At 39.3% G+C, this 24,690-nt stretch carries 18 protein-coding genes and 1 pseudogene; 7 read left to right on the top strand and 12 right to left on the bottom strand.

Annotated features, from left to right (window positions below; translation table 11 throughout):
* The 7 genes from MKJ01_RS17580 to MKJ01_RS17550 all read left to right on the top strand — a co-directional run.
* On the top strand, positions 1 to 2,406 hold a 2,406-nt coding region (locus MKJ01_RS17580), incomplete at its 5' end, for a T9SS type A sorting domain-containing protein (protein ID WP_241632719.1).
* 589 nt (positions 2,407 to 2,995) lie between these two features.
* On the top strand, positions 2,996 to 3,592 hold the full coding sequence (locus MKJ01_RS17575; RefSeq protein ID WP_241615370.1) for a hypothetical protein: 597 nt from the start codon (positions 2,996 to 2,998) through the stop codon (positions 3,590 to 3,592).
* 2 nt (positions 3,593 to 3,594) lie between these two features.
* Entirely contained in the window at positions 3,595 to 7,956 is a 4,362-nt protein-coding gene (locus tag MKJ01_RS17570) for a hypothetical protein (RefSeq protein WP_241615372.1), read from the top strand.
* Between the two features lie 5 nt (positions 7,957 to 7,961).
* The gene (locus MKJ01_RS17565; RefSeq protein ID WP_241615374.1) at positions 7,962 to 9,497 is read left to right on the top strand and encodes a hypothetical protein; all 1,536 of its coding nucleotides are present in this window, start codon (positions 7,962 to 7,964) and stop codon (positions 9,495 to 9,497) included.
* Positions 9,498 to 9,508: 11 nt separating this feature from the next.
* Positions 9,509 to 10,231 (top strand): phage tail protein, encoded by a 723-nt coding sequence (locus MKJ01_RS17560; protein ID WP_241615375.1) that lies wholly within the window; start codon positions 9,509 to 9,511, stop codon positions 10,229 to 10,231.
* Between the two features lie 75 nt (positions 10,232 to 10,306).
* Complete coding sequence (locus MKJ01_RS17555; protein ID WP_241615377.1) at positions 10,307 to 13,042, top strand: DUF6603 domain-containing protein; 2,736 nt, start codon at positions 10,307 to 10,309, stop codon at positions 13,040 to 13,042.
* Between the two features lie 5 nt (positions 13,043 to 13,047).
* On the top strand, positions 13,048 to 15,054 hold the full coding sequence (locus MKJ01_RS17550; RefSeq protein WP_241615378.1) for a hypothetical protein: 2,007 nt from the start codon (positions 13,048 to 13,050) through the stop codon (positions 15,052 to 15,054).
* Positions 15,055 to 15,327: 273 nt separating this feature from the next.
* Here the strand turns inward: MKJ01_RS17550 and MKJ01_RS17545 are convergent, their stop codons facing one another.
* The 12 genes and pseudogenes from MKJ01_RS17545 to MKJ01_RS17490 form a co-directional block, all read right to left on the bottom strand.
* Complete coding sequence (locus tag MKJ01_RS17545) at positions 15,328 to 15,801, bottom strand: hypothetical protein (protein WP_241615379.1); 474 nt, start codon at positions 15,799 to 15,801, stop codon at positions 15,328 to 15,330.
* Positions 15,776 to 17,359, bottom strand: a complete 1,584-nt coding sequence (locus MKJ01_RS18880) for an RHS repeat-associated core domain-containing protein (RefSeq protein ID WP_241615380.1) — start codon at positions 17,357 to 17,359, stop codon at positions 15,776 to 15,778. The genes MKJ01_RS17545 and MKJ01_RS18880 overlap by 26 nt, the downstream gene beginning before the upstream one ends.
* A 106-nt stretch (positions 17,360 to 17,465) precedes the next feature.
* The gene (locus MKJ01_RS17535) at positions 17,466 to 17,690 is read right to left on the bottom strand and encodes a hypothetical protein (RefSeq protein ID WP_241615381.1); all 225 of its coding nucleotides are present in this window, start codon (positions 17,688 to 17,690) and stop codon (positions 17,466 to 17,468) included.
* A gap of 296 nt (positions 17,691 to 17,986) precedes the next feature.
* Entirely contained in the window at positions 17,987 to 18,451 is a 465-nt protein-coding gene (locus MKJ01_RS17530) for a hypothetical protein (protein ID WP_241615382.1), read from the bottom strand.
* Positions 18,452 to 18,459: 8 nt separating this feature from the next.
* Positions 18,460 to 19,359 (bottom strand): RHS repeat-associated core domain-containing protein, encoded by a 900-nt coding sequence (locus MKJ01_RS17525; RefSeq protein ID WP_241615383.1) that lies wholly within the window; start codon positions 19,357 to 19,359, stop codon positions 18,460 to 18,462.
* Positions 19,360 to 19,742: 383 nt separating this feature from the next.
* Complete coding sequence (locus tag MKJ01_RS17520) at positions 19,743 to 20,207, bottom strand: hypothetical protein (protein ID WP_241615384.1); 465 nt, start codon at positions 20,205 to 20,207, stop codon at positions 19,743 to 19,745.
* A gap of 2 nt (positions 20,208 to 20,209) precedes the next feature.
* Positions 20,210 to 21,385 carry an RHS repeat-associated core domain-containing protein gene (locus MKJ01_RS18980; RefSeq protein WP_241615385.1) on the bottom strand — a complete coding sequence of 392 codons (1,176 nt, stop codon included), beginning with the start codon at positions 21,383 to 21,385 and terminating at the stop codon, positions 20,210 to 20,212.
* A gap of 158 nt (positions 21,386 to 21,543) precedes the next feature.
* On the bottom strand, positions 21,544 to 21,882 hold the full coding sequence (locus tag MKJ01_RS17510; RefSeq protein WP_241615386.1) for a hypothetical protein: 339 nt from the start codon (positions 21,880 to 21,882) through the stop codon (positions 21,544 to 21,546).
* A gap of 275 nt (positions 21,883 to 22,157) precedes the next feature.
* Entirely contained in the window at positions 22,158 to 22,388 is a 231-nt protein-coding gene (locus tag MKJ01_RS17505; protein ID WP_160140242.1) for a DUF2283 domain-containing protein, read from the bottom strand.
* A 706-nt stretch (positions 22,389 to 23,094) separates the two neighbouring features.
* Positions 23,095 to 23,271, bottom strand: a pseudogene (locus MKJ01_RS17500) (RHS repeat-associated core domain-containing protein); the annotation flags it as partial.
* A gap of 46 nt (positions 23,272 to 23,317) precedes the next feature.
* Complete coding sequence (locus tag MKJ01_RS17495) at positions 23,318 to 23,755, bottom strand: hypothetical protein (RefSeq protein WP_241615388.1); 438 nt, start codon at positions 23,753 to 23,755, stop codon at positions 23,318 to 23,320.
* The coding region (locus MKJ01_RS17490; RefSeq protein ID WP_241615389.1) for an RHS repeat-associated core domain-containing protein at positions 23,755 to 24,690 on the bottom strand (936 nt) is incomplete at its 5' end. The genes MKJ01_RS17490 and MKJ01_RS17495, both read right to left, overlap by 1 nt.

Below are 24,690 nucleotides of genomic sequence, written 5' to 3'. Positions count from 1 at the left end.
TTAGCTGCCGGAACGTATACGGTAGTAATTACTGATGCCAACGGATGTACAGCAACTGTTAATGCAACGGTAACGCAGCCTGCCAGTGCCGTAAGCGGAACAACAGTAGTAACCAATGTAGCTTGTAACGGTGCTTCCAACGGAGCAATCAACCTTACACCTGCTGGCGGAACAGCACCTTACACCTTCAACTGGGGTGGTGGAGTGACCACAGAAGACAGAACCGGATTAGCTGCCGGAACGTATACGGTAGTAATTACTGATGCCAACGGATGTACAGCAACTGTTAATGCAACGGTAACGCAACCTGCCAGTGCAGTAAGCGGAACAACAGTAGTAACCAACGTAGCTTGTAACGGTGCTTCTAATGGAGCAATTAACCTTACACCTGCTGGTGGAACAGCACCTTACACTTTCAATTGGGGTGGTGGAGTGACCACAGAAGACAGAACTGGATTAGCAGCCGGAACGTATACAGTAGTAATTACTGATGCCAATGGATGTACAGCAACTGTTAATGCAACGGTAACGCAGCCTGCAAGTGCCGTAAGCGGAACAACGGTAGTAACCAATGTAGCTTGTAACGGTGCTTCTAATGGAGCAATCAACCTTACACCAGCTGGTGGAACAGCCCCTTACACCTTCAACTGGGGTGGCGGAGTAACCACAGAAGACAGAACAGGCTTAGCTGCGGGAACATATACGGTAATTATTACTGATGCTAACGGATGTACAGCAACTGTAAATGCAACGGTAACGCAGCCTACGGCTATGAATGCAACAACTTCCCAGACAAATATCGCATGTAATGGCGGATCTACAGGAATCGCAACGATCAATATTGCCGGAGGAACAGCTCCTTATACCTATTCATGGTCTCCATCAGGAGGTACGGCTGCAACAGCAACAGGTTTAGCAGCGGGAACTTATACTGTAACGGTAACGGATGCCAATGGATGTACGTTAACCAGAACATTCACTATTACCCAGCCAACGGCTATCTTGACTACAGGTTCACAAACCAATGTGGCTTGTAACGGAGGCTCCAACGGCTCTGCTACAGTAACAGCATCCGGCGGAACAGGTCCTTACACGTACAGCTGGGCACCGAGCGGCGGAACTGCAGCAACAGCTACAGGTTTAGCAGCGGGAACTTATACTGTAACGGTAAAAGATGCTAACAACTGTACCGTGACAAGAACATTCACGGTAACGCAGCCTGCAAGCGCAGTAAGCGGAACAACGGTAGTAACCAATGTAGCTTGCAACGGTGCTTCTAATGGATCGATTAATTTGACACCTGCTGGTGGAACAGCCCCTTACACCTTCAACTGGGGTGGCGGAGTAACCACAGAGGACAGAACCGGGTTAGCTGCGGGAACATATACGGTAGTAATTACTGATGCGAACGGATGTACAGCAACGGTAAATGCAACGGTAACGCAGCCTGCAAGTGCCGTAAGCGGAACAACAGTAGTAACCAACGTAGCTTGTAACGGTGCTTCTAATGGAGCAATTAACCTTACACCAGCTGGTGGAACAGCACCTTACACCTTCAACTGGGGTGGTGGAGTGACCACAGAGGACAGAACCGGGTTAGCTGCCGGAACGTATACAGTAGTAATTACTGATGCCAACGGATGTACAGCAACCGTAAATGCAACGGTAACGCAACCTACAGCAATGGCAGCAACTGTTTCTCAGGTAAATGTAGCGTGTAACGGAGGATCTACCGGAAGTGCAACCATAACGGTAACAGGAGGAACAGCTCCTTATACCTATTCATGGTCTCCATCAGGAGGTACGGCTGCAACAGCTACCGGATTATCCGCAGGAACATATACGGTAACCGTTACGGATGCCAATGGATGTACACTGACAAGAAATGTTACCATTACTCAATCGAGCGTGGTTGGGGCGCCTACAGGAGCTGCAGTTCAAAGTTTCAACACTGGAGATACACTTAGTGTATTAGTAGTAAATGGACAGAATATCAAATGGTATGCATCTGCTTCAGATGCTTCAAACCACACAGGTAGTTTGCCATTGAATACTGTTCTGGTAAACAACACCACCTATTATGCTACACAGACATCCGGTGGTTGTGAATCTACAGCATCCTTAGCTGTTTTAGTAAACAATACTACCTTAAGTGTTGGTAATGCAGTTAAGTCTTCTTCAGACATGCAGATTTATCCTAATCCTGTGAGGGAAATTCTTAATGTAAGTGGAAAAGAGGAAATTGTTAAATTAGTAATTTTCTCTGCAGATGGAAGAAAGGCTATGGAAAAAGTACTTTCGAACGGAGAAAGAAATATTAATGTAAGTTCACTTGCTCAAGGGGTTTACCTGATCCAGGTATTTACCAAAAATGCAGTCCAAACGTTTAAATTTATTAAGAAGTAAAGTTTAAACTTTTAATAAGGAGCCGACAGCAATTTGCTGTCGGCTTTTTTTTGATATGATGAAGCTACTGTTTAATTTTCAGTATCAATAAAATCAGCTGAAATTTAAAATTCAATATCAAGGGTTTACAATGAATAATACTATAAAGTATACAGGAATGTAAATAATTGCTATTGATGTCCCAACATAAACAATTTTTGGAAGTAAATGGTAAAAAGAGAAAATCCATATCTCCATTAAATTGAAGAAGTTTTTTCAAGTTTAGCACTTCGTAGAAAGATCAAATTCAAAATGAGCCGGCATCTTAATTTTAAAAAGAAAACAAGTATTTATACTGAAATAAATTAGATTATTTTCATTTAAATTTGGCTCTTAAACGGACTGATCATAACTATTGGGAAAAAGGAATTTTATATTAATAATTATGATTTAAAGTTCAGAAAGAAATAAAAAATTAAATATATTATTTCCACTATCTTTCAACATTACGAATAGTATAAAAATTAATAATCATGGAGTCCAGAAACCATCACAAAACGGGGCGTATACCGAAAAGCCAGATGAGTAGGGAATTAAAAACAATTACATTATGGCCCAGTTTCAATTAGGAATTTCCTTAACTTTTTTGAAAAGAGATTTAGCATTAGTTGCCCAAAGTACAGAAAAAGTAGCGACAGACGGAAAAAAGATTACGATTAAAGAATATCTGCTCGTTCCTACAAAAGTTTCATCGGAAGATTATGTAACATATAAAGATTTAAAAGAAGACTTTACTAAAATTTTCGGGAGTGATTCTGGTGATGCTACACAAAAAATTGAAAATCAGTTAAAACAAAACAGTTCAGATACAACTTTTGACATCAATAAAATTCATTTTTACCTGAAGACAGCTTATTTATATAAAAAAACATACTATACAGAAAAAACGGACACTGATCCGGCAAAATCAACTATTGTAGAGTGTGATGAAACCGGAAAGCCTCTGGCAGATGGAAAAAAATCAAAGTGGGACTATGCTCTTTCAATCAGCATCGACAGCAAAGAATTCTTTTCAGAATTTAGTACCATGTCTATCAATTCCGTTAATTTTTCCATCTGGAATACGGACCGCAATGTCGTGAAAAAAATGATGACTTTAGGATCGACGGATGATATCTTTAAGCAGTTAGAAGAATCCAGCAAATAAATATGCCCAATATATTTCCCCTCCGGATCAATGCTTTATATCTTGAATCGCCTGAACAGGTGATTGGTCAGGATATCCGTTTTGAAAATGTGCCGTGGATGAATACGGAGCGTGATGTCTTCGAAAATCCGAATGTGCCTTTGGAAACGAATTCTATTATCCCGAGACCTTTTTCGTGGGATAATGGCATTTATCTGGATGAGGGTGTTCATCTGCATTTTGTCCTGCCCGCTTATTTCAAAAAATTTGACGATCGGGGAAACCTGCCTAAAGCCCCGAACCGCTGGTATATAAAAAGACAAAGAGACGCTAAAGAATGGATTATTGAAAGTGACTACATCTGGAATGTCAACGATCCGAAACTAAATAAAAATACAACGTGTACCTATATTCAGGAAGGACAGGATCAATTCAGCTTTATCTATACCGGAAGGAAATACAGGCTAGAAGACTGGTTGCATACATCGAATACCAGAGACCAATATTTAAAAAACCTCACGGCACTGGGCTGGGGAAGCTTTTCATTTGATATCCACTATCCGAATTGCAGAAGCATGTTCGGCTTTTATGATGAGGAGGGAGTTGAAGAAGATGCTTACACGGTAATGGGCTGGGTGGAAGATCCCGGAAATGCGGTTACCGGTGAATATATCGTAGCCGGAAAATTCCAGTTAAGACCGGAAACGACAGTAGAAAATGACGAATCATTTGATATTGCCATCGCCAATACTCTGCCGGAAACGCTTTCCGCATTGATTATCAATGCAAATAATCCTGATCTGTCCAAGCTTGATTTGCAAAAACAGGAAGAGCAGATGGCTTCGATGATCCATTTTGATGAACTGAAAGATTTAAACCTGGACTGGATTTCGAGGCTGAGACATAAACAGCATGAGCAGCAGTTTCATAAAACATCCGGTACTACAAAATATATCCTCAATATTGTGCACGGCGACGATGAGGACTTCATCAAGGAATATGATTTTGATATTAACCTGCTGGATTTCGAATTCAGTAAAGAGGTTGATAATCTGTACCGGAATATACAGGAAACATTAAACAACCTGGATCAATCGGAATTATCCGGTGAAGCCATTCTCGCTATCTGGAACGGCATCAGCTTTCCGGAACTTACCCGCATTTCCTATAATGAATCTCTGGAAGAAGAGCTGGAGGCCATCAACAGGATCATGAATAACGGTGAACTGGATACTTTCAGGCTGCATGCTAAAATTGAAAGCCTGTACCTGCACTGGTCGACCTACCTGAGTGCTTTATTTTTAACCAAAGATAAAAACATCAATAAGGTTAAAGACGATCTCAGACTCCTGATATCCCAGATTCATATTTTAAAGGAAAAGCTTAAAAAAAACGAACGCAGGGTTGCTAATCTCCAGGTTTCGTTTGAAAGGAAAATATCCGGTTACTATATTAAGTACTGTGATTATGCTATCATCCGGTTTCTGATGAAAGCAAAAAATGCAGGTGATGTCATTGACAGGGAAGAATTTAAAACACTGCTGGATCAGAGGTATAAAACGAAAATTGCATTATCGAAAAAAAGCAGGACCGATTACTTCAGTGCGTTGCCGCCAAGCATCATCATTTCTTCCGCGAAAAAGAATACGGTATTTAACCTGTTTACCAATCCGTCGGAGCTGCCTGAGTCAAAACCTGATCTTTTATTTGATTCAAAGCAAAAGGACACCTATAAAAACATATTGAATGAAATTTCTGATTTTCAGGAAATTAATGTGAACGTCTGGCATACGTACAAAGTAGAATGGGAAAGTTCGTTTTTACCAAAAAAAGAAGGCCACTACCTGGCAGCGGATAAAAAATTCAGTGAAAATTTTTTACGCGACTCTTATATTTTAGATGAACTTAATGCCGATTTAATCAAAGAATACCGGCTAAATGACCTGTCGTACATGCCAAATCCCAATACCTATTACGGGCAATCTTTTGTCAGCAATACGGTGCAGGAATATGTAAAAGAAAAGCTGGAAAAAAATCTAAACAGGATCGACGAAGCAGAAAATGCACAACTGATCGGTCAAATGAAGGGCTTTTTGCACAAACTGGAAGATACTTCTTTATTTGAATTAACGCTTTCCGACTTCAATAATCTGATGCTGCAGCGAAGCAATGGCTTGTCGGTTTTACCGCTGATTCCCAACGGATTTGAAGATCATAAAGAAATAGCCAACAATATTGAAAGCTTATGTAGAGAATACTTTAACAGCTTAAATCTTTTAACTCCCAACAGGTTATCAATTTTTAACCCGTTCAGAAACGGAGCTTTTAAAATAGGCCGGCTCAGGATTATCGATTCATTTGGAAGGGATCAACTGATAAAGCCTGAGAAAATTTTAACGACCCACGTACAGAAAATCGAAAACAAAGACCAATGGGTCATGCTGCCACCCAGATATCTGCAGTCCGCCGCCCTCAGTACGAGATTTACCGGTACGCTTACCGATAAAAAGAAATCTCCGGTACTCGGCTGGATGGTCCCGGTATACCTGAACCAGCGTATCGAGTTTTTTGATGCACACGGCAAACATTTGGGTGCCATAGATACCGAAGGCCAATGGGAATCTTCGCCTTTTGATGCAGATCTCGCTCAGGCAAATACAGGATACAGATCGGTAGTGAAGAATTCGCATCTTAAAAGGATTATCCACTGGATGATTGAGCGCATCTGCAAATCGGATAAAAAAGACCTGTTCATTAAGGAACTCCAAAAAACGATGGAGCATACGTCTCCTGAAGACACTGCCAATCCCTCGCTGCTGGAAACCATATCTTCCGTACCCATAGCCATCACCCTGGTCAATATTAATTTATTCACCAAAGGCGAGGCGCTCTATGACATTAATTATTCGAAGAATATCAGCATTAATACCTACGACAATCAGAGGAAGTATGATAAAGTGAAAATTCCGATGTCGATCGGAGATCTGAATCAGTACAATGACGGTGTACTGGCCTACTGGCATTATAATCTTAAAGACGAAGACAGAGAATCCGATGACCGGTTAGGCCTGAAATACCTGGAAAGTAAGATTTATTTTAATAATGATGTCCATAAAAAGATCGAAAATCAGTCTTATTCCCTGAAAGATTTCCTGAAAGAAAACCCTATTGACGGAAGAGAAAAATGGAATGCATTGGAAAGTAAGGCACTCATCAGCTCTTCCATCAATTATAAATCTCAGGATAAGGAAAGCCATCTGGCGTTGAATGAAACTTTAAATGCCTGCCAGAGATATGTTCTGATGCATCCGAAAGGCAATTTAAATGTCAAAACCGGAATTCTGCCGGAGAAATCTATCAGGCTCCCTTACCATCGAATCAAAAATGCTTTAAAAAGGATTGAGCTGACTTTGCTGACGGCTCCCGTTTTAACACCCAAAGAAAACCTTCAGCTGTCACTGGTTAAAGACAGCCGTTACGAGTGGTCATGGATCGAACTCGGAAAGAAAACTAAAAAACAACCTTTATCGACGGAAAACCCACCGCTAAAAAACCGAATTACCCAAAACCTCGCGATCGATTTTAATAAGAATCCGGGGACTGAAAGCGATGTACAGGCTTTATTGACGGATTTGGAAAGCGACGGTCTTCTGGTCAATGAATTGTCAGCATTTTTTCCCGGTGAAAAAATGTACTTCATCAAAAAAGATGAATTTGAAAGGCAAAATGAAACGGTGCGCGATGCCATCAGATCCGGATTTATTAATGACGCGGTGACCGGCCGTATCTTTAAAGAAGAGCGTGTAAAATCTCAAAAAGTAGCATTTGATTTTAATAATTTTAAAACTAAAAGATATACAGCGCTCAAAGAATTTCTTATCAAAGAAGGCTATGTCATTCCATCTGAAACCAACCTGCTGAACAGCGAAGTCTTCTTCATCAACTTTAGCAAAATAAACGAATTACAATCGAAAAATGAATCTGCTTTGGATGATTCCGAAAAAGAGGTCATGAGTCTGTTGGCATTAAAGACTTCCAATAAAATAATTGATCTTAAACAATTGTCTGGTAAATTATATGCTTTCAGAACCGGCAATGCTTCCCTGCTGATCAGCGAAGGGTTTAAGCGGTCTCTGATGAATAAAAAAATCATTCACCAGGATGCTTTTTATCCTGATGAGCAGATCTATTTTATCAATGTGGGCGAATTGGAAAAGGTTAAACTCAAAGAGCAGCCGGACGAATATGAAAAAATGCTGCTGAAAATGGTTGACGAAAAATCAAATGCCATTCTGCAGATCACTGATTTTAATACGAACTCCGGGGCTATTCCAAAACTTGTTTTAAAAGAAGGATGGCTATCCATAAAATCGACTAAATTTTAAACATTATGGCAAAATTATCTTATTATTTTCCGCTGGATAATCTTGTGAATAACGAAATTATCAACAATTATAAAAGTCAGGTTCAGGCGATTGTCGAAAACAGTAATCCGGAGGTAGATTTTGATGAAGAAAAAGGTTCTTACCTCAATTTCAAAGACAACGGTAAACTGGAGCTGACTTTCAAAAAAACAGTCAGCAAAGCCGGAACTTTAATTAATTTCTTTTTTAATTACGACAAAAAAAATAACAACGGCGCGATCAGCCTCATAGCGGTTGGGGAGAAAATACTGAGCGTCATCAAATCGAATAGCAGAAATGCGATCTCTTTTAAAAACAGCATTAAAACAAATGATGAAGACTTTAGAATCAGGGAAAATCACTGGTTCAACGGCTCTCTGTACTTTAATGATGCCGGCGGCCTGGATCTTTATATGACCGATGAAAATTTTTTACTGTACAGAAAAGCCCTGATCTCAGTGGATAATTCAACTGAAGATCTGAATATAAACATCGGGGGAAATAACGAAGGCGATCAGCTCCGGATTGCCGATCTGTCGATTTATGGAGAGGTAGCAAAAGATGAAGTGGAAAATATCATCAACAAAACCATAGCGCAGCGTCTTACCCTTTTGTCGAAATCTACTTTAATCGACACGGTGACCTTTAAGCTTACCAACAGTGCGGAATATGATAAATTAGTCATTGAAAATGTGCAGCAGCCTTTGTCTTTCGAATTTTCCCCCGGCGATATGATGTTGGAACAGTCGGATCAATGCGTGGCTAAACTTAAAGCAAAAAAAGGATTTTTTAAATATAAGGGTGCGGAAAGCAGCGAGACCACAGATTCCGAAGAATTTTCTATTTCATTTGATGTAAAAAATCAGCAGGCAGGTAACAATTTAACGGCCGTACTGGAAGGGTTGTCCATTATCAATGGCCTCAATCAGGAAAGGGTGCTGGTTCAGCTCGAAATTTATAATGTGACCCTTACAAAAGACGATTTTTCTAAAACCTATACCCAATCCCAGCCTCTTATCATCGACAGAGTGTTTGAATTAGTGGATCTGCAGGGCGCAAAACAAAGTCCGTTCGATGTTTTTATCCTGGGAAATGATACCCTGTACAACGGTGCGGGCAGTGAAACACAGACGATCAGGATTTTAATAAACAATACGACTGATGAAGACCTGAAATTTTCAGACAGCAGCGGTTTCAGGATCAGCGGTAATTTCCGGACGATCCTGGAAAACGATGTACAGCAGGCTTCTGATATGACGCTTAAAGAATTTCAGTCTTTCCGGGATATTGCCACCAGACCTAAGTCAGCCGATAATGATTTCTTATGTTTCCAGGATGAATATGTGCTTGCGAAAAGAGAATCTGTCGTTTTTGAGATTTCCGGATTAAAGGCCAGGCAGCCGACCCCAGCCAATCCATCCGGCGCTTATCCTTTCTACCTGGAATACAGGCATATTTCTGGTTACCGGGACGGAAAAGTCAGGTTCTTTCTAAAAACAGGGAAAATTTTCTATTCACTTTAAGCATTAAAAATATGTCAGAAACACTACACATACATGAATTCGAGGCGAACGAGGGGAAAATCGAAAAGCTTACTGCCGGAAATGCCGCCATCAATACTTTAGATTCACAAAATGCTGTGATCAATGCATTAACGGCCGATATGATCAGGCTTAAAAACCAAATCGAAATCCTGGGCAGTGAATTGACGATCGTAAAGGACTCGAATGAAATCATGAAAATGAGTGCCGAAAAAACGGAGATCAAAAACAATCTGTTTGTTAAAAACGAGCAGGTTTCTTTACCGGTAGGCACAGTGGTCGCTTTTGCCGGGAAAACTATTCCTGAAGGATGGCTGGCTTGTGATGGAAAAAGTATTCCGGAAAAGTATCCTGAAGCGCGTGATATTATCGGAAGCAATACGCCTAATTTAATTAAAAAATATATTATGGGTAACGATAAAAATGACTTTACAGCATTCGGGACCGATAAGATTATCATAAAAAATGAAAATATTAAGGAAGATCATTTGCAGGTTTATTTTAATTTATATAAATGGAAGGCCGGCAGAGGAGGATCTGATGAAAGCATTACCTATCTTACTTCAGCTGTTTCCGGAAGTACGGGTTCTTCTTACTACGAAGATTTTAAAGGGATGATCCGGGATTCCTATACCAGGATCGGCTACCCAACCCCGACACCCATTGAAATTCTTCCTCCGAGTGTAAAAATGGTGTATATCATTAAGGTTAAATAGTATAGCATGGTGTATTTCAATCACCGATAAGAAGCTTTTTTTCCTTACCTGTTAACGAGTTTAAAAAATCAACAGATGCCAAAAACCAATATCCAGCTCGAGCTCGACGTCACGATAAAAGAAGTTGACCTTAAGATTACCGGGAATGTCACCAGGCTAGAGGATGATATTTCCGTAACATGGCTTGTCGGCCGTCTGCCCGATGTTCCGAAGAATATTTCTAAACTTCTGGAAGATGAAGGTGACGTTAAAGATCTCATCATTCCATTTATCCCGGATGAGCTGAATTTCGGTATTTATAAAGTCTCTGATGATAAAGAAAGCCTGACTGCTGTTCAGCTGGGAGCACGGTATTCAAAACTTAAGCTGAAAGGTATTTTTTCTGATGAATTCAAACTGTTTTCGGTAGCCATCGCCGAACGGATCAGCTTTGAGAAAATGCCTTTGGTGGGAGAATATCTTAAGGATTATTCCATTGCCGCGATAGAGCTGGTGTACCTGTCGGAAAAGGAAAAGCCTTCAGCTAACGAAAAAATCAAATTAGTTAATGCTTCAAAGAAAAACTTTGTCGATCAAAAGATCTGGCTTAACAAAGAAAAACTCTCTCTTTCAGCAGGATTTAATGCAGGAATGATACTCCGTGATGGAAACGGGGAACAGAAAATCACCTTTCCCGGTTTTGATTTGAAGGGCATAAAAGTTTCGGATCTACCGGTACCTGCTCCGGATTCAGGAAAAAAAGAAAATCAGAAGACAGGCGGGAATATTCAGAATGAAAAGGCTGGGAAAAAGGCATTGGTCAAAATCAATGAGGTAAAACCATCCATTGAAAAAAATATAATCAGTATTGCCATATCGGCAGATTTTAATGTAGGACCCTTCGGATTACAGCTTGTCGGTTTGGGCATTCAGGTGCCGTTTACGGTCTTTCAGAATTTCAGCGTTGAAAAATTATGGAAAGAAATTCAGTTTACCCTAAAAGGACTGGCGATCATGTACGATACGCCGGGATTCTCGATAGCCGGAGCATTCTTAAGGGAAACAAACAACGGAAATGAAGAATACAACGGTTTGCTCACTTTCAGGCTCGGGAAAATTGAAATTTTAGCCATCGGCTCTTATATTAAAACCCCCACATATTCTTCCCTTTTTGCCTTCGGGTATTTAGGGATTCCGATTCCTGTGGATCCTGCATTTTATATCCACGGATTTGCATTGGGATTTGGCCTGAACCGGAATTTTGTCATGCCCGGCATCACCGAAATCCCGGAGTTTCCGCTGGTTAAAATCGTTCATCAGGGTGGCTTAAAGCCGGGCGATTCCATTAAAAAGATCTTTAATGATTTAAATCGTTACCTCCCGGCCAGTGAGAATACGTATGTGATCGTGGCAGGAATTAAATTCGATTCCTATAAAATGATTTTTACCACCGGCATACTGGCTATTGCTTTTGGAAATAAAACCTCAATAAATCTCCTGGGCCTGTCGACGATGAAGATGGAAGGGGTCTACAACTTTGAGTTTGCCTTTTCCATGCGCGCCGATCTGGATGAAGGAACCTTTCTGGCAAGAGGCCGGCTGACGGACAACACCTACGTATTGTTGCCCCAGCTGAAATTAACGGGCGGTTTTGCGTTAGGAATGTGGCTGAAGGGAGATGCTGCCGGCGATTTTGTCTTTACCCTCGGCGGCTATCACCCCGACTTCAAAGTGCCCGGACATTACCCGGAAAACACTCCGCGGTTAGGATATAACTTTAGCTTAGGTTCTGTTAAGTTTTATGGGAAAGCTTATTTTGCCTTAACGCCAAGCTGTATCATGGCTGGTGTGGCGGGCGGTTTGAGCCTGGTACTGGACGGCCGTATCGTTTATGCCGAAATCGGTGTTCTTTTCAGTGCCGATTTTATCATCTCATGGAAGCCTTTCTGTTATAAAGCCGAGGTACACGTACAGATTTATGCCAAAATAGTCGTGGATGTATGGCTGTTCAGCATCAACCAGTCTTTCAGCCTTACCGCTAAACTGCAGCTGGAAGGTCCTGATTTCAGAGGTCTGGCGACTTTTAAAGTGGCCGGTTACGAATTGGAGCTAAAATTCGGGAACCATCACAAGCCTGTCGATAAAACATTAACGAAGGAAGAATTCATCTCGGCTTTTTTACCCGATGTGGCCAGGATACTTACCTGTAATATCACCTCCGGAATCATCAAAAAAATAAAGAATACCGATGGAACCGAGTCGGTAATCGTTAATCCGAAAACTTTTGCCTTAGAAATCTATTCGGAGATTCCGATCACCGGAATCGAAGCAGATCGGTTGAGTACCGGGGAATTTAATCCTCAAAATATTTATCCGGTGTATACCGCATCGGGTCTGCTGGAAAATAAGCTTCATTTATCGTTGAACGGTGCCGGGAACCATTTTTCCTCGTTTACAGGTTCTCCCATTTTAAAATCGGTTCCCAGATCAATCTGGAATCGTACGAATACGCCTCCGGATAACCAAAGTGCATTATCGGACCCTAAACTCCTGAAAGATATCTGTAAAGGCATCCGGCTGGAATTTTCAAAAATAGAAACTGAAATAAATCCGGTAACGGTTTCTTTATATGACACCTGCGTTAAAAATTACGAGGATGGTTTTACCGCTGCTGAGATAAAACAAAAGAACAACCCGGTAAAACTGAACGACAGCATCATGGGGATTTTAGAAATCCTGGATGAAGATGAAATAGACTATTCCGACCTGAAAAATGATACTGAAGTGTACAAATACAAGAAAAAATCCCTGGGAACCTATCAAATCGCTTAAAAAAAATGGTACATCAAGAAATAGGCATTGCTCCGTTGCATATCCCCACCGTTGCCGCGGGAAAATACGAGATGAAAACGGGGCTGCAAAACAACCTTTCCCCTGTGCCGGATCAGGAGACCGTTTTTTATGTGTCCGGTTATACACATACGATTCCTCAAAATGAAATACTGGCCGTCTATCCGCCGGCGGAACATACGGGTGACTTTGCCGGTACTTTTCCGCATATACAGTTCAGAAGGAGCACTTTGCCCTGGGAGTTCGACTGCCGGGTACAAGGGGAGCGGGCGCCCTATATTTTCCTGGCTTTGCTCAGGGAAGATGAATTGGCGTCCGGAGCATTTGAAATTGTGGAGACCAATACGAATCAATTAAGAGATTCGTTGGAAGATGCCAATGAACCTAAGCCGTTGAAAATCCTCCATTCGCTGAAATACAACCATGGAATTTTGCCTCCGGCAGAGCTTTTGTCACAATTGGCTCACGTCCGGGTTCAGGAACATCACGAACTGAAAGACCTGAATCTTTCCAAAGAAACAAGCATCGTGATCGCTCACCGGATGGTGGAACCTGAAACAAAATACAGGGCTTTGCTTTGCTATTATTCTGCGAAGGTTATTATTAAAGAAAAAGGTCAGTACCAGCTTAATAATTCCGGCGGGAGGAACGAATATCCGGGTACCAATACCTGTGTGGTTTTGTCCGAATGGTCTTTCGAAAGCATCAGTGCCGGTTTATACCAGATCGATACCGGCAGGCTGAAAAATCATCCGGATTTCAGCAGGTTTCAAAATGACCTGGAAGACTCGGAGGTTTTAAACCTGGAAGAATTGAAGACAAAGGTAAATCCTGAACTTCTTAAGCTGATCTCCAGCAATGAGACCTATCTGAAAGCACGTGAACAAAGATGGGATAAATTGCCGGAACTAAGGTCTGCTCATGATTTTGAGCTTACGGAAGAAGCGCATTTTCAGGAAGGAAATAATTTTATCCTCGAATATTTAAGATATAATGGTAAAAACTTAAAAGGGTATCTCTACGATTTAAATCTTCAACCTTTTAAAACAAAAATAAACCTTGATAACAAGGCCGTCAATAAGTTGGTGGATGTCGCCAAGGTACCGCTCGAGCACCAGCTGAAAGCCGGCGGCAAAATCGTGTCCTGGTACCAGGGCCCTTTTACCAGCTGGAACTACTCCTTCGATCTCCGTGAGATGCTGAACGGTAAAGGATGGAAAGATATTCCCGATCATCAGGATTATCTGAACCTTTTTAATGACGATACGAAGATGTATGATATGACCTACCCGGCAGCCTGGCAGCTGGGACGGCTGATGATCATGAATGACCACAAAGTCCTCCAGGAGCTGAAAAAATGGAAAAGCGAACTGGAAGTATACCACCTGGTGCAGGAACAGAACCGCTACAGCCATCTTCCGAATCTGGCAACACAGCCTCCTGTTCTGCCGGACTTGCTGGCAGACTATGTTGCAGAAATGATGAGGTTCAGAAATTTTCCCGTGTATTATCTCCTTCCGCATGCGGATTTAAGCACCGAAGAAAGCATTAAATACTTTAAAATTGACAATTCCTGGATTCTGGCTTTCCTGTACGGGATTTTCAGTGCCGGACCAAAACTCGGCATCCGGGATTTTGAAGACTATATTTTAAAGAATAAAAAGCTTCATCCAATATTCGATTATACGAAACCTTATTACGGAATCCTTCTTCAGTCCCAAGCCATTAAAAACTGGCCGCATCTCGTGGTGGAGTTGAACGGAAATACTGATTTCCATTACATAACCGCTATCAATGATACCATGCGTCTGTACATCACCGGCGAGAAATTTTCCGATATCCGGATCTATCTCAAAAATGAAAATGCCCACTTCGGACAAGATTACAGTCCACAGACCGGGAAATTCATTAAACCGGCCGACGATAGTGTGAAATTGGCGAATGAATATCTGTTCAGGCAGCCTAAAGTATGTTTTAAACTTAGCGGAAGATAGGTGGAAGAAAGGAATGTCTTGACCCGATGTACTTTGCATTTTATTTCAAACAGGGTTGTTTGTGAATGTCTGTCAATTGTATTTAGATTCAAAAAAACAAATTTCTCTACTTTTGAGTGTGCCTAAGACAGGGAAGATTACAGTGTCTTTTTTAATAATGAACTAAAAAGATATTCAAATAAATCCGTCTCAATTTTTAGTTGTGAGACGGATTCTTTTTTATTTATCTGCCACACGATAAAATCGTGCGAGAGCGAGGGGGAGAAAAATCCCTTATTCGCTTTTACTACAGTCGCTCTCCATAAAAATATGAGCTTTATTAAAATCTGGAATGAATTTTTTATCTACGAAGTAGAGTATTCTTTCATCAATTGTTGATTGTCTACCTTTCTGTAGATTAGAGATATCTTGATTTGTCTCTTCGAAAAAAGAATCGAAAAAGTTAATAATTTGCTTATCTTTTTCTTCACCCAAATCATAGATTATTAAAGAACCTTTATAATGATAAGTCTTAATTCTGTTAGAGAGATTATCATTGTAATTCATTTTTGCAAGACCGAATAGGTATTGATTGTTACACTTTTTAATTAAGCTTATTTCAAAAAAAGCGAACTCTTTTTCAGCAATTATTTTTTCTACATAATTATAAAATTCCTTCTTTTGGTGAGTCTGAGCAGAACATCCAAAATTCAATAAAAGAATATATAATAAGATAACTAGTTTAATCTTTTTTAAATTTTCCTTCATAAGCTTTAATTATTTGTGTGCTATTATATATAATAGTTGTATTGTGTGCTGGCACATAAATAAAGTTAACTGCATTAGGCATAGTTTCTGCAGAAACTCTATCTCCACTATTTTTTTTACTTAAAACCTTAGAAGTATAACCATTCTCCTTAAACGGAAACTGTGACATCCGAAAGCCACTAGGGTTTAAAGGACCTGAAATTTGGTCAGGACTCCATGTACCAGGATGCAAATGCCCTTGCAATTTAACATTATTTCCATCATAGACAGGAGTTGTAATTGCTTCCTTATTAGATGTATATACAGCAGTATTATCTTTACCATTTACTTCAGCTGTTTGTATACCAAATTCAACATTTACATCTCCTGATTTCATCCAATCACCTACCTTATTAAAATAATCCATACCTTTTGCTTCATCTCCCTTAAAGTCCAAATATGTATCCCCCGTTGTTGAATATTGGTGAGTATTCTCTTTTATAAAGCCTTTCCCTCCAACTTCAAATCCCCCATCATTCTCAGTCTTGAGATTACCACTACTATCAAAATTCTTTTCAGTATAAATCACATCCGTTTTAGATTCAGCCATCCATGTAAGATTGCCACTTTTATCCATTTTGTATATATCTTTTGCTTCCCTTCCATCGGGATCAACGAAACGCATTGGATTATTAAATGCATAGTTGTATGGACTATGACGAGTCATTTTCTCCGCCAGCGGATCCACCACGCCCCATCTCCCGATATCCGGCATATAAAACCTTGCTCCGTAGTCGTACATACCCATCTCCTGGAGTTCTTTACCGTTGTACTTATAGTTCTGGTAGGCTCCCAGCATACTTTTCATTCCTCCGATATGGTTCATTCCAAAAGCATAATAATTATTCGTATCTGTGATCTCAAGAGCACCGTGGCTGTTTTTACCATAGCTCACCCTTGCATTTCCAAGATGGTCCCTGTACTGGTAAATATAGCGGTTTTCGGTGAAACTGTAAAACCCTTCTGCGGTAGGTACAAAATCCAGCTGCCACCCCAGGGATACGGGAGTCGGAATAATAACGGGATCTTTGAAGGCCTCCTGCTCATAAGCCACGCTGGTCCTGCACCAGGCACAGGGCTGAACCGTCTCTGAGAAACTGTACTGAAAACCATCCAGATAATCCGTGTATTTATATGAGGTAGCCTGGCCTCTTCCTCCACCGCTGCTGTTTGTTTTGCGGACTTTAGTACCATCAGCGCGGTATAAATAACTTAAACCGAAGTTCACAGGATTTCCTGACAATGGATTAACCTGTGAAATGCCAAAAACATCCGGAAGATTTAAATGGTTATACGTGATGCCCTGAATTCCTTTATCCTGCATTGTGATCATGTTTCCATTCAGATCATAGTCTATCGGATTGTTCCCGCCTTCGTAACCTGTACTGTTAGGGACATTCTCAACAATTTTCGTAAGGCGGTTTCCTATATACTGATACTCCAGGTCATCTATCAAAGTTTGTGTAATTCCTGATACCTGAACAGCTGTACGTTTAAGGCTCAGGATATTCCCGTTCACATCATAGGTCAGGTATTCATCAAAATAATGGATGGTTCCGGTGGTCGGTTCTTTTTAGAACGCATTTTTAACCGGTTCAGAGGATTATATTCATAATTATACCTTTTTAAGAGGTTTTCTGAACCGTTGTTCCAGTCACTTCTGCAATATTCCCGGTGAATCTTTCCGAAGCAATATCTGAAGAGAGTGTGAAAACAGACTCTCCTGTAAATACTTTGGAACATATCGCAAAAGTTTTGGGAATAACACTTGCAGAACTCTTTGCTTCTACCCATGAGCTCAAAAAAATTAATTCCCTCGATAAATCGCTAATGGGAAAAGTAGCACTCATGAAAAGTCTTTCGCCCGAAGAAAAACAAACCATCTACACAATGCTCGACGCTTTTATAGTTAAACGTAAACTCAAAGATGCACTTTCTAATGTGCTAAAGATGTAAAATAAACAAAGCCAAATCAAACGAGTTGGATTTGTTTATGGTTATCAATCACGGATTATACACTTGCGACATCGGAACATATACAATTGATAATCAATTAATTAAATTAAAAAATCTATAATACCTAAAAAGAAAAATTCGAAAGAAAAATCTTCCGACCATGACTAAAAAGAGTGGTGGTTTTTTATTTTTACCTCTGGGTTTCACCCATTCCATCAGAAGCGTAACCTTCTAATATATTTATACCTAAACGGATCACTCCTTTTTTGTAAATATTATAATGTCCTTGCTTCTTAATATATAAACTATCATTTTTTTGCTTTTCTTCTAAATAATTAATAATCTTAACTTTTGTAGGATCATTATTAACTATTTTACAATTTTCACCCCCTAAAAACAGAACATACTTAGAATTTTTATCATTCCATATAAAATCTACACTGGCTGTATTTTTTGTTTCAATATAATTATCATTTGGTTTTGTAATTCCGTAATATTTACCATGAATCAGATAGCAAGTCCCTCCGTATCTTTTCCACATCGTAATATACTTCCCATTGGTTGCTTTGAAAAAGGAACGGCTTTGGTCAAACCAAAAAAACAAGCCTGCAATAACACAAACCAGTACAATAAGGATTTTAAATATTTTTCTCATAATCAATGTTATTTAGGTCCACGTAATGGATTTGAAGATTTAGACTTGTAAAATGCAGCACGTCTATTATTATAGTTTTTATGTCCGAGAGTATGTCCAACTTTTTGCGCTTGTTGGGTAGTTTGTCCTTCAGTAGCAAAAGTGCCCTGTTGTTTGCTTTCAAGGGTATCATAACCTAATCTTGCCGTTCCCCAAGTTAAACCATTGTTTCCTGCAATATATCCCGCTGCAAAATTTCCAATATCTCTAGCTGAAGCTACAACACCAACATTATCTGCTTTATCTCCTGTATCTATGGAGAATAATACACCCCTATATCTATATTTTTGAGCTTCATCACTAGGCATGTCTTTTACATAATTTAATTCTCCATTTGGTCCTAAAGTTTTGAAGTCATATTTTTTACCACCAAAGCCATTAGGCATATAATTAAAAATATTTGGCTCATTAGGACCCATTAAGTTATTGAGAAAATCATTACCACTCGTATCTCCAAAACTTATTACCGCACCAACAACCGCTTTGTTATCGTCTCCCATAAAAGAACGGGGAGTTAAGGAATTAGCAATATGGTCTGAAGTTTCTACATCGTAATTACCTTTGTCATCTGCTAAATAAATTCCAGTATTCCCATCATCTTTAGCACTTACAACAGTATAAGTTCCATTTTCATTTAATTTTACACCTGTGCTTTCAACTCCACGTCCATCGGGATCAATGAAACGAATAGGATTGTTCACAGCATAATTATAAGTAGAATGTCTTCTGTATTGTTCAGCCAGCGGATCCACCACTCCCCATCTTCCAATATCCGGCATATAGAATCTTGCTCCGTAATCGTACATCCCTGTTTCCTGGAGCTCTTTGCCGTTGTACTTGTAATTCTTATACGTTCCTGATCCAAACATCGTAGTTCCGGTCTTCAGATGGTTCATTCCAAACGGATAATAATCATTCGCATCCGTAATCTCAAGAGCGCCTGCGCTGTTTCTTCCAAAGATTACCCTGGTGTTTCCTAAGTGATCCCTTATTCTGCCTGGTCACAAATATCTCCTCGTCCGTCCTCTGGAACGCCTGCGATATCATGGCGTTCTCCGTGCTGTACTGGAAACCGTCCAGGTAATCCGTGGTCACCGTGTTGCTGCCGTTGGCATTGTTCAGCATGAACGCCTTCTTGCTTTCCTAAAGATACGAGCCAGAGGCTCGCACCAGCAGGGGTAAACAGTTAAAGCAATTAGAAAAAGTGCAATAAATCTAAAATTTTTATTCATTTTCATAATTCAAATTTTAATTAGATTATTCCTTCTTCTTTAAAAAAATTCTCAACATCCATCTTGAATTTCTCTTTATCAAAATCCTTTACTTTTTTAGGGAGTTTGTCTAAATGAATAAAAGACTTCAGTATTTCTCTTGCTAAAAGCTTCTTGCTTTCTTCATCTGTGCCGTTTACAAATTCATCATATAATTCATTATCAAACTTGATGTCGTAGCCATAATTCTTGACAACCTCCATCGTCTCTCCTGTAATACGGTTTTTACTCTGCTTGTAATCCACATATTTAGGTTTTTTCTCTTTATACCAATCTTCGTAGCCAGGCTTTGTCTTAACCGCTAAAAAACCTATTAGAAAAGTTTCTATATCTGTACCATAAGTTTTATTTTTCAAAAGCGACTGTAGATTATTTGATAATTCTTGAACCAAATTACTTTTCAAATATGATTTTGTATCTGTGTACTGTACTATTGCAAATTCCATTGTTATCTAAAAATTTTGTTTCCTGGAGGAAGTGTACCATTTTGGAAAAAATAATTGTAAATCTTCGTTTTCTCCATCATTTTAATTTGTCTTTGTGTTCCGCTGAATTCATTGTATTGCTGTACTCCAGGACCTATTTGTCCCAATTCGCTTCTGGAATACCTATCATTAGAGGTAGTCTCCCCATACTTCCAAACAGCACCAGCACTTAAATGAGTGCTTCCTGTTGGAGCAGAAAAACCAGATGAATAAACAGGATATTCTCCATCAACTGTGGCTCTCAAAGAATATTGATGTCCGCTTGGTCCTTCCGGCTTGTCATCAATCTTCGACATTTCGTACTTCAATTTAGTAATTAATGCCGCTGTAGCAAAAATACCTAATGCCCCAGCTGCTCCAACATCTGCCACTGGATTTTCAGGACCACCACCGCCAACTTCTATTCTTCCAGCCAACACCAATCCATCAGCCAATATAGCACCAGATTTATCCGTTGCATATTGTGCATAGTCTTCTGACAGACCAACTTCAGAGCCATTTTTTAAGTAAAATCCGTGGTCACCCAGTTGATAAGTACTTCCATCTGTTGTTGCAGTATAAGTAAAACCAACAGGTCTGTATTCTGCTCCGCTACCATAAGCCGTTTCTGCTTCGGACTGGTTAGTTACCCTGCTGTCATAGATGGTCTGACCTGACTGTAGTCTTACCCAATCTTCATTCTTTCTCCCATCAGGGTCGATAAATCTTATAGGATTATTATAGGCATAGGTGTAGGGCGACCAGCGTCTCGAAGTTTCAGCAAGTTCGTCAATTACACCCCATCTTCCCAAATCCGGCATATACATCCTTGCTCCATAATCATACATTCCCGTCTCCTGAAGTTCCTTTCCGTTGTACTTATAGTTCTGGTAGGCTCCCAGCATACTTTTCATTCCTCCGATATGGTTCATTCCAAAAGCATAATAGTTATTCGTATCCGTGATTTCAAGAGCACCGTGGCTGTTTTTACCATAGCTTACCCTTGCATTTCCAAGATGGTCCCTGTACTGGTAAATATAGCGGTTTTCGGTGAAACTGTAAAACCCTTCTGCCGTAGGAACAAAATCCAGCTGCCAGCCCAGGGCTACGGGAGTCGGAACAATAACAGGATCTTTGAAGGCCTCCTGCTCATAGGCCACGCTGGTCCTGCACCAGGCACAGGGCTGAACCGTCTCTGAGAAACTGTACTGGAAACCATCTAAATAATCTGTGTATTTATATGAGGTAGCCTGGCCTCTTCCTCCACCGCTGCTGTTTGTTTTGCGGACTTTAGTACCATCAGCGTGGTATAAATAACTTAACCGAAGTTCACAGGATTTCCTGACAATGGATTAACCTGTGAAATGCCAAAAACATCCGGAAGATTTAAATGGTTATACGTGATGTCCTGCATTCCTTTATCCTTCATATTAATCATGTTTCCATTCAGATCATAGTCTATCGGATTGTTCCCGCCTTCGTAACCTTTACTGTTGGGCATGTTCTCTATAACTTTATCCAGCCGGTTGCCTCTGTATTTATACTCCAGGTCATCAATCAAAGTTTCCGTAGGAGAAAATACCTGGGGAGCAGACCTTTTTAAGGTATTGATATTTCCGTTCGGGTAATTTTTCGACTCATGAAAAATCCTTAGCAATAAAAAATTTAAAGAATATTTTGCTAAATATGCTGTTGCTTTATAAAACAAAAGACCTCGCAAATTGCGAGGTCTTTTCTTATCTTCAAAGGAACGAGCGAGACGCTCGCACCAGCGGGGTTAATTTTTCGACTCGTGAAAAATCCTTGCCAATAAAAAATTTAAAGAATTTTTTGCTAAAAAATGCTCCTGTTTTTGTAAAACAAAAAACCTCGCTAATTTTCGAGATTTTTTCTTATTCAAAGGAACGAGCGAGACGCTCGCACCAACGGGGGTTACAAGTCAGCGCGAGTGGGAAATTTATTTATTTTTGCTTGTTCAAAATATTTAGAAGCAGGCATAATTTCCATCCCAAGAAGCCTTCCGTTTTTATCAAATAATAAACCTATTTCATTTTTCAACTCTTCTGGCCACAATTCTTTTTCGTAATTTCTTAATTCTTCCTCAAGGTTTTCCACAAACCATATATATAAGCCATCAACTTCTTTATCGTATTCGTAAATCATAATTTTAATATTAAGGTAATTTAAACCCTTTATCAGGTCTGATACTCATTATAATATTTCGTGTTTCATCAACAGCTACTTTAACCCCATTGTGATTATAAATTTTAATAATATTTTCAGAAAATTTTCCTGTTCCTGATTCAGTTATAACCGTTCCTGCTTTTTTAGCACCAACTATAGTATTACTAACCATTTCTTCAGTAGCACCTCTTCCTAATCCACTTTTTCTCCAAGCATGATTAGATACTTCAAAACCTTCTATTATTGAATTCTTATCTATTGGTGTTTTAGTAGCTGGAAATAATTTTCCAATTATTTTACTACCAAAACCTCCTGTTGCATAATCAAGTACTGCACTTTGCACCAAAGGATTTTCAGAGACTTGCATTTGGAGTTCTGTTTTTCCTCTCGAATCAGGAATGGAACTAATTGTAGCGCCCCAAGGATCGCCAGATGATGGAGCAGTACCTAAGCCTCCTCCCTGAGAATAAGGTATATAAAATGTATTAGTTAGTCCTTCGGAATTAAAAGTATCTTTAACACTGGATATAAGTGTATGAGAGGTAACATTCCAAGTTCCATTATTTCCTTTATTGACAGTTACATTATAATACCCGGAACCTAATTGATCTGCCCACTGCTCTGCATGAATTCTAGCATCCGATTTGGTTAAATTATTCCAAAGTCCAGCTCCTCTTACCCATCTTCCATCCGGGTCTGTAAAATTAATAGGATTATTTACAGTGTAATTATATGGTGAATATCTTCTATACATTTCCGCCAACGGATCTACAACGCCCCATCTTCCGATATCCGGCATATAAAATCTAGCACCATAATCATACATTCCAGTCTCTTGCAACTCTTTTCCGTTGTATTTATAGTTCTGCTTATTTTAATATCAGTAACACCACTACCGTCTGGGTGTTTTACTTTATGATTTCTCCATTAAGTTTGAATTTTATAGAAAATGTATTTTCTCTAATATTAATAACCCTTTTAATATTCTCTTCAGTTCCTAATTTCTTTAATACATTCTCTCCTTTTTCTGCAAATGAGAGGTATTCATCTGCATAAAAATAAAGAGGAATTAATTTTTTTTCTATAAAAACAGACCTATTACTATTCTCTACCCAAAAATTTTCTGATGAGATAGAAAAATTATTCAAATATAAAATATAAGTATCTTTATTTTCTTTGTCTAAAACTACATAAACTTTATTTTCTATACCTCTTTTTTGAAGCTCTTTAATAAGGATTTCAGTAACAGAGCTAGGCAGAAAATAAATTATATCTGAAGTTTTTTTTTGTGAATAACAACTAAACAAACAAAAATTCAACAATAGAATTAATATGTTTTTTTTCATTACGGAGTTTTTTGTTTATTAATAAATTGATTTAATGATTCTTGACCTATATTATTAGTTTTAGTAGTACCAACGTTATTGGTTTGGATTCCATTAGGTGTAACTCTATGTATTACATTACCATTTGTTTGAACACCAGTATAAGAATCTACCGCATATATAGGAATATTAAGACTTTGAGATGTTGGTTTGTCATAATCTGAAGACGTTCCTGGGATGTTAGTTAGTTTTGGATCTTGAGAAGTATTATGAGTGTGAACTTGAGCGGTAGGAAGTAATTTAGTACCATCAAAAGTTGTTTTTACTATATTTCCCAATGCATCTGGTGTGTTTTCCATAGTAATTGTTGTTTTTCCATCAATCCCATCCGGTCCTCTTGTCGAAGTTACTTCAGCAGTTGGAACATCTCCTCTTGTGACACTTATACCCACATACACCTGTCTTTCTTTAGTTTGATCAGCAATGGTTTCATTGTTAGCATTGTTAATATCAGAATTTATTTGAGTATTATTTACTGAAACTATTGAACTGTTTGCCTGCAAAGCTGTTGTTGCAGTAGCCGACAAAGACCCTCCATTATCAGATGTTATATTATTCCAGTCACTTTTATATATTACTCGAACGTTTTTAGTTGTAGCTCCATCACTTCCCAAATATTTACCTGTTGAAGCATCAATATAGTCATCTGGTGGTGTAGCAAACATACCATCATAATCGACAAACATAATTGGATTATCCCAAGCATAATTATACGGACTATGTCTGGTCATTTTCTCCGCAAGAGGATCCACCACGCCCCATCTTCCTATATCGGGCATATAGAACCTTGCGCCGTAATCATACATTCCTGTTTCCTGCAGCTCCTTTCCGTTGTACTTATAGTTCTGGTAGGCTCCCAGCATACTTTTCATTCCTCCGATATGGTTCATTCCAAA

Origin of the sequence: Chryseobacterium sp. SSA4.19, assembly GCF_022601875.1 — a bacterium.
In the GTDB taxonomy this organism is placed as follows: Bacteria; Bacteroidota; Bacteroidia; order Flavobacteriales; family Weeksellaceae; genus Chryseobacterium.
This window is presented reverse-complemented; position numbering and strand designations above follow the sequence as displayed.

Coding starts and splice junctions, on each gene's coding strand:
- MKJ01_RS17575 (WP_241615370.1), top strand. CDS start 2,996: ATGGCCCAGTTTCAATTAGGAATTTCCTTAACTTTTTTGAAAAGAGAT.
- MKJ01_RS17570 (WP_241615372.1), top strand. CDS start 3,595: ATGCCCAATATATTTCCCCTCCGGATCAATGCTTTATATCTTGAATCG.
- MKJ01_RS17565 (WP_241615374.1), top strand. CDS start 7,962: ATGGCAAAATTATCTTATTATTTTCCGCTGGATAATCTTGTGAATAAC.
- MKJ01_RS17560 (WP_241615375.1), top strand. CDS start 9,509: ATGTCAGAAACACTACACATACATGAATTCGAGGCGAACGAGGGGAAA.
- MKJ01_RS17555 (WP_241615377.1), top strand. CDS start 10,307: ATGCCAAAAACCAATATCCAGCTCGAGCTCGACGTCACGATAAAAGAA.
- MKJ01_RS17550 (WP_241615378.1), top strand. CDS start 13,048: ATGGTACATCAAGAAATAGGCATTGCTCCGTTGCATATCCCCACCGTT.
- MKJ01_RS17545 (WP_241615379.1), bottom strand. CDS start 15,801: ATGAAGGAAAATTTAAAAAAGATTAAACTAGTTATCTTATTATATATT.
- MKJ01_RS17535 (WP_241615381.1), bottom strand. CDS start 17,690: ATGAGTGCTACTTTTCCCATTAGCGATTTATCGAGGGAATTAATTTTT.
- MKJ01_RS17530 (WP_241615382.1), bottom strand. CDS start 18,451: ATGAGAAAAATATTTAAAATCCTTATTGTACTGGTTTGTGTTATTGCA.
- MKJ01_RS17525 (WP_241615383.1), bottom strand. CDS start 19,359: ATGTTTGGATCAGGAACGTATAAGAATTACAAGTACAACGGCAAAGAG.
- MKJ01_RS17520 (WP_241615384.1), bottom strand. CDS start 20,207: ATGGAATTTGCAATAGTACAGTACACAGATACAAAATCATATTTGAAA.
- MKJ01_RS17505 (WP_160140242.1), bottom strand. CDS start 22,388: ATGATTTACGAATACGATAAAGAAGTTGATGGCTTATATATATGGTTT.
- MKJ01_RS17495 (WP_241615388.1), bottom strand. CDS start 23,755: ATGAAAAAAAACATATTAATTCTATTGTTGAATTTTTGTTTGTTTAGT.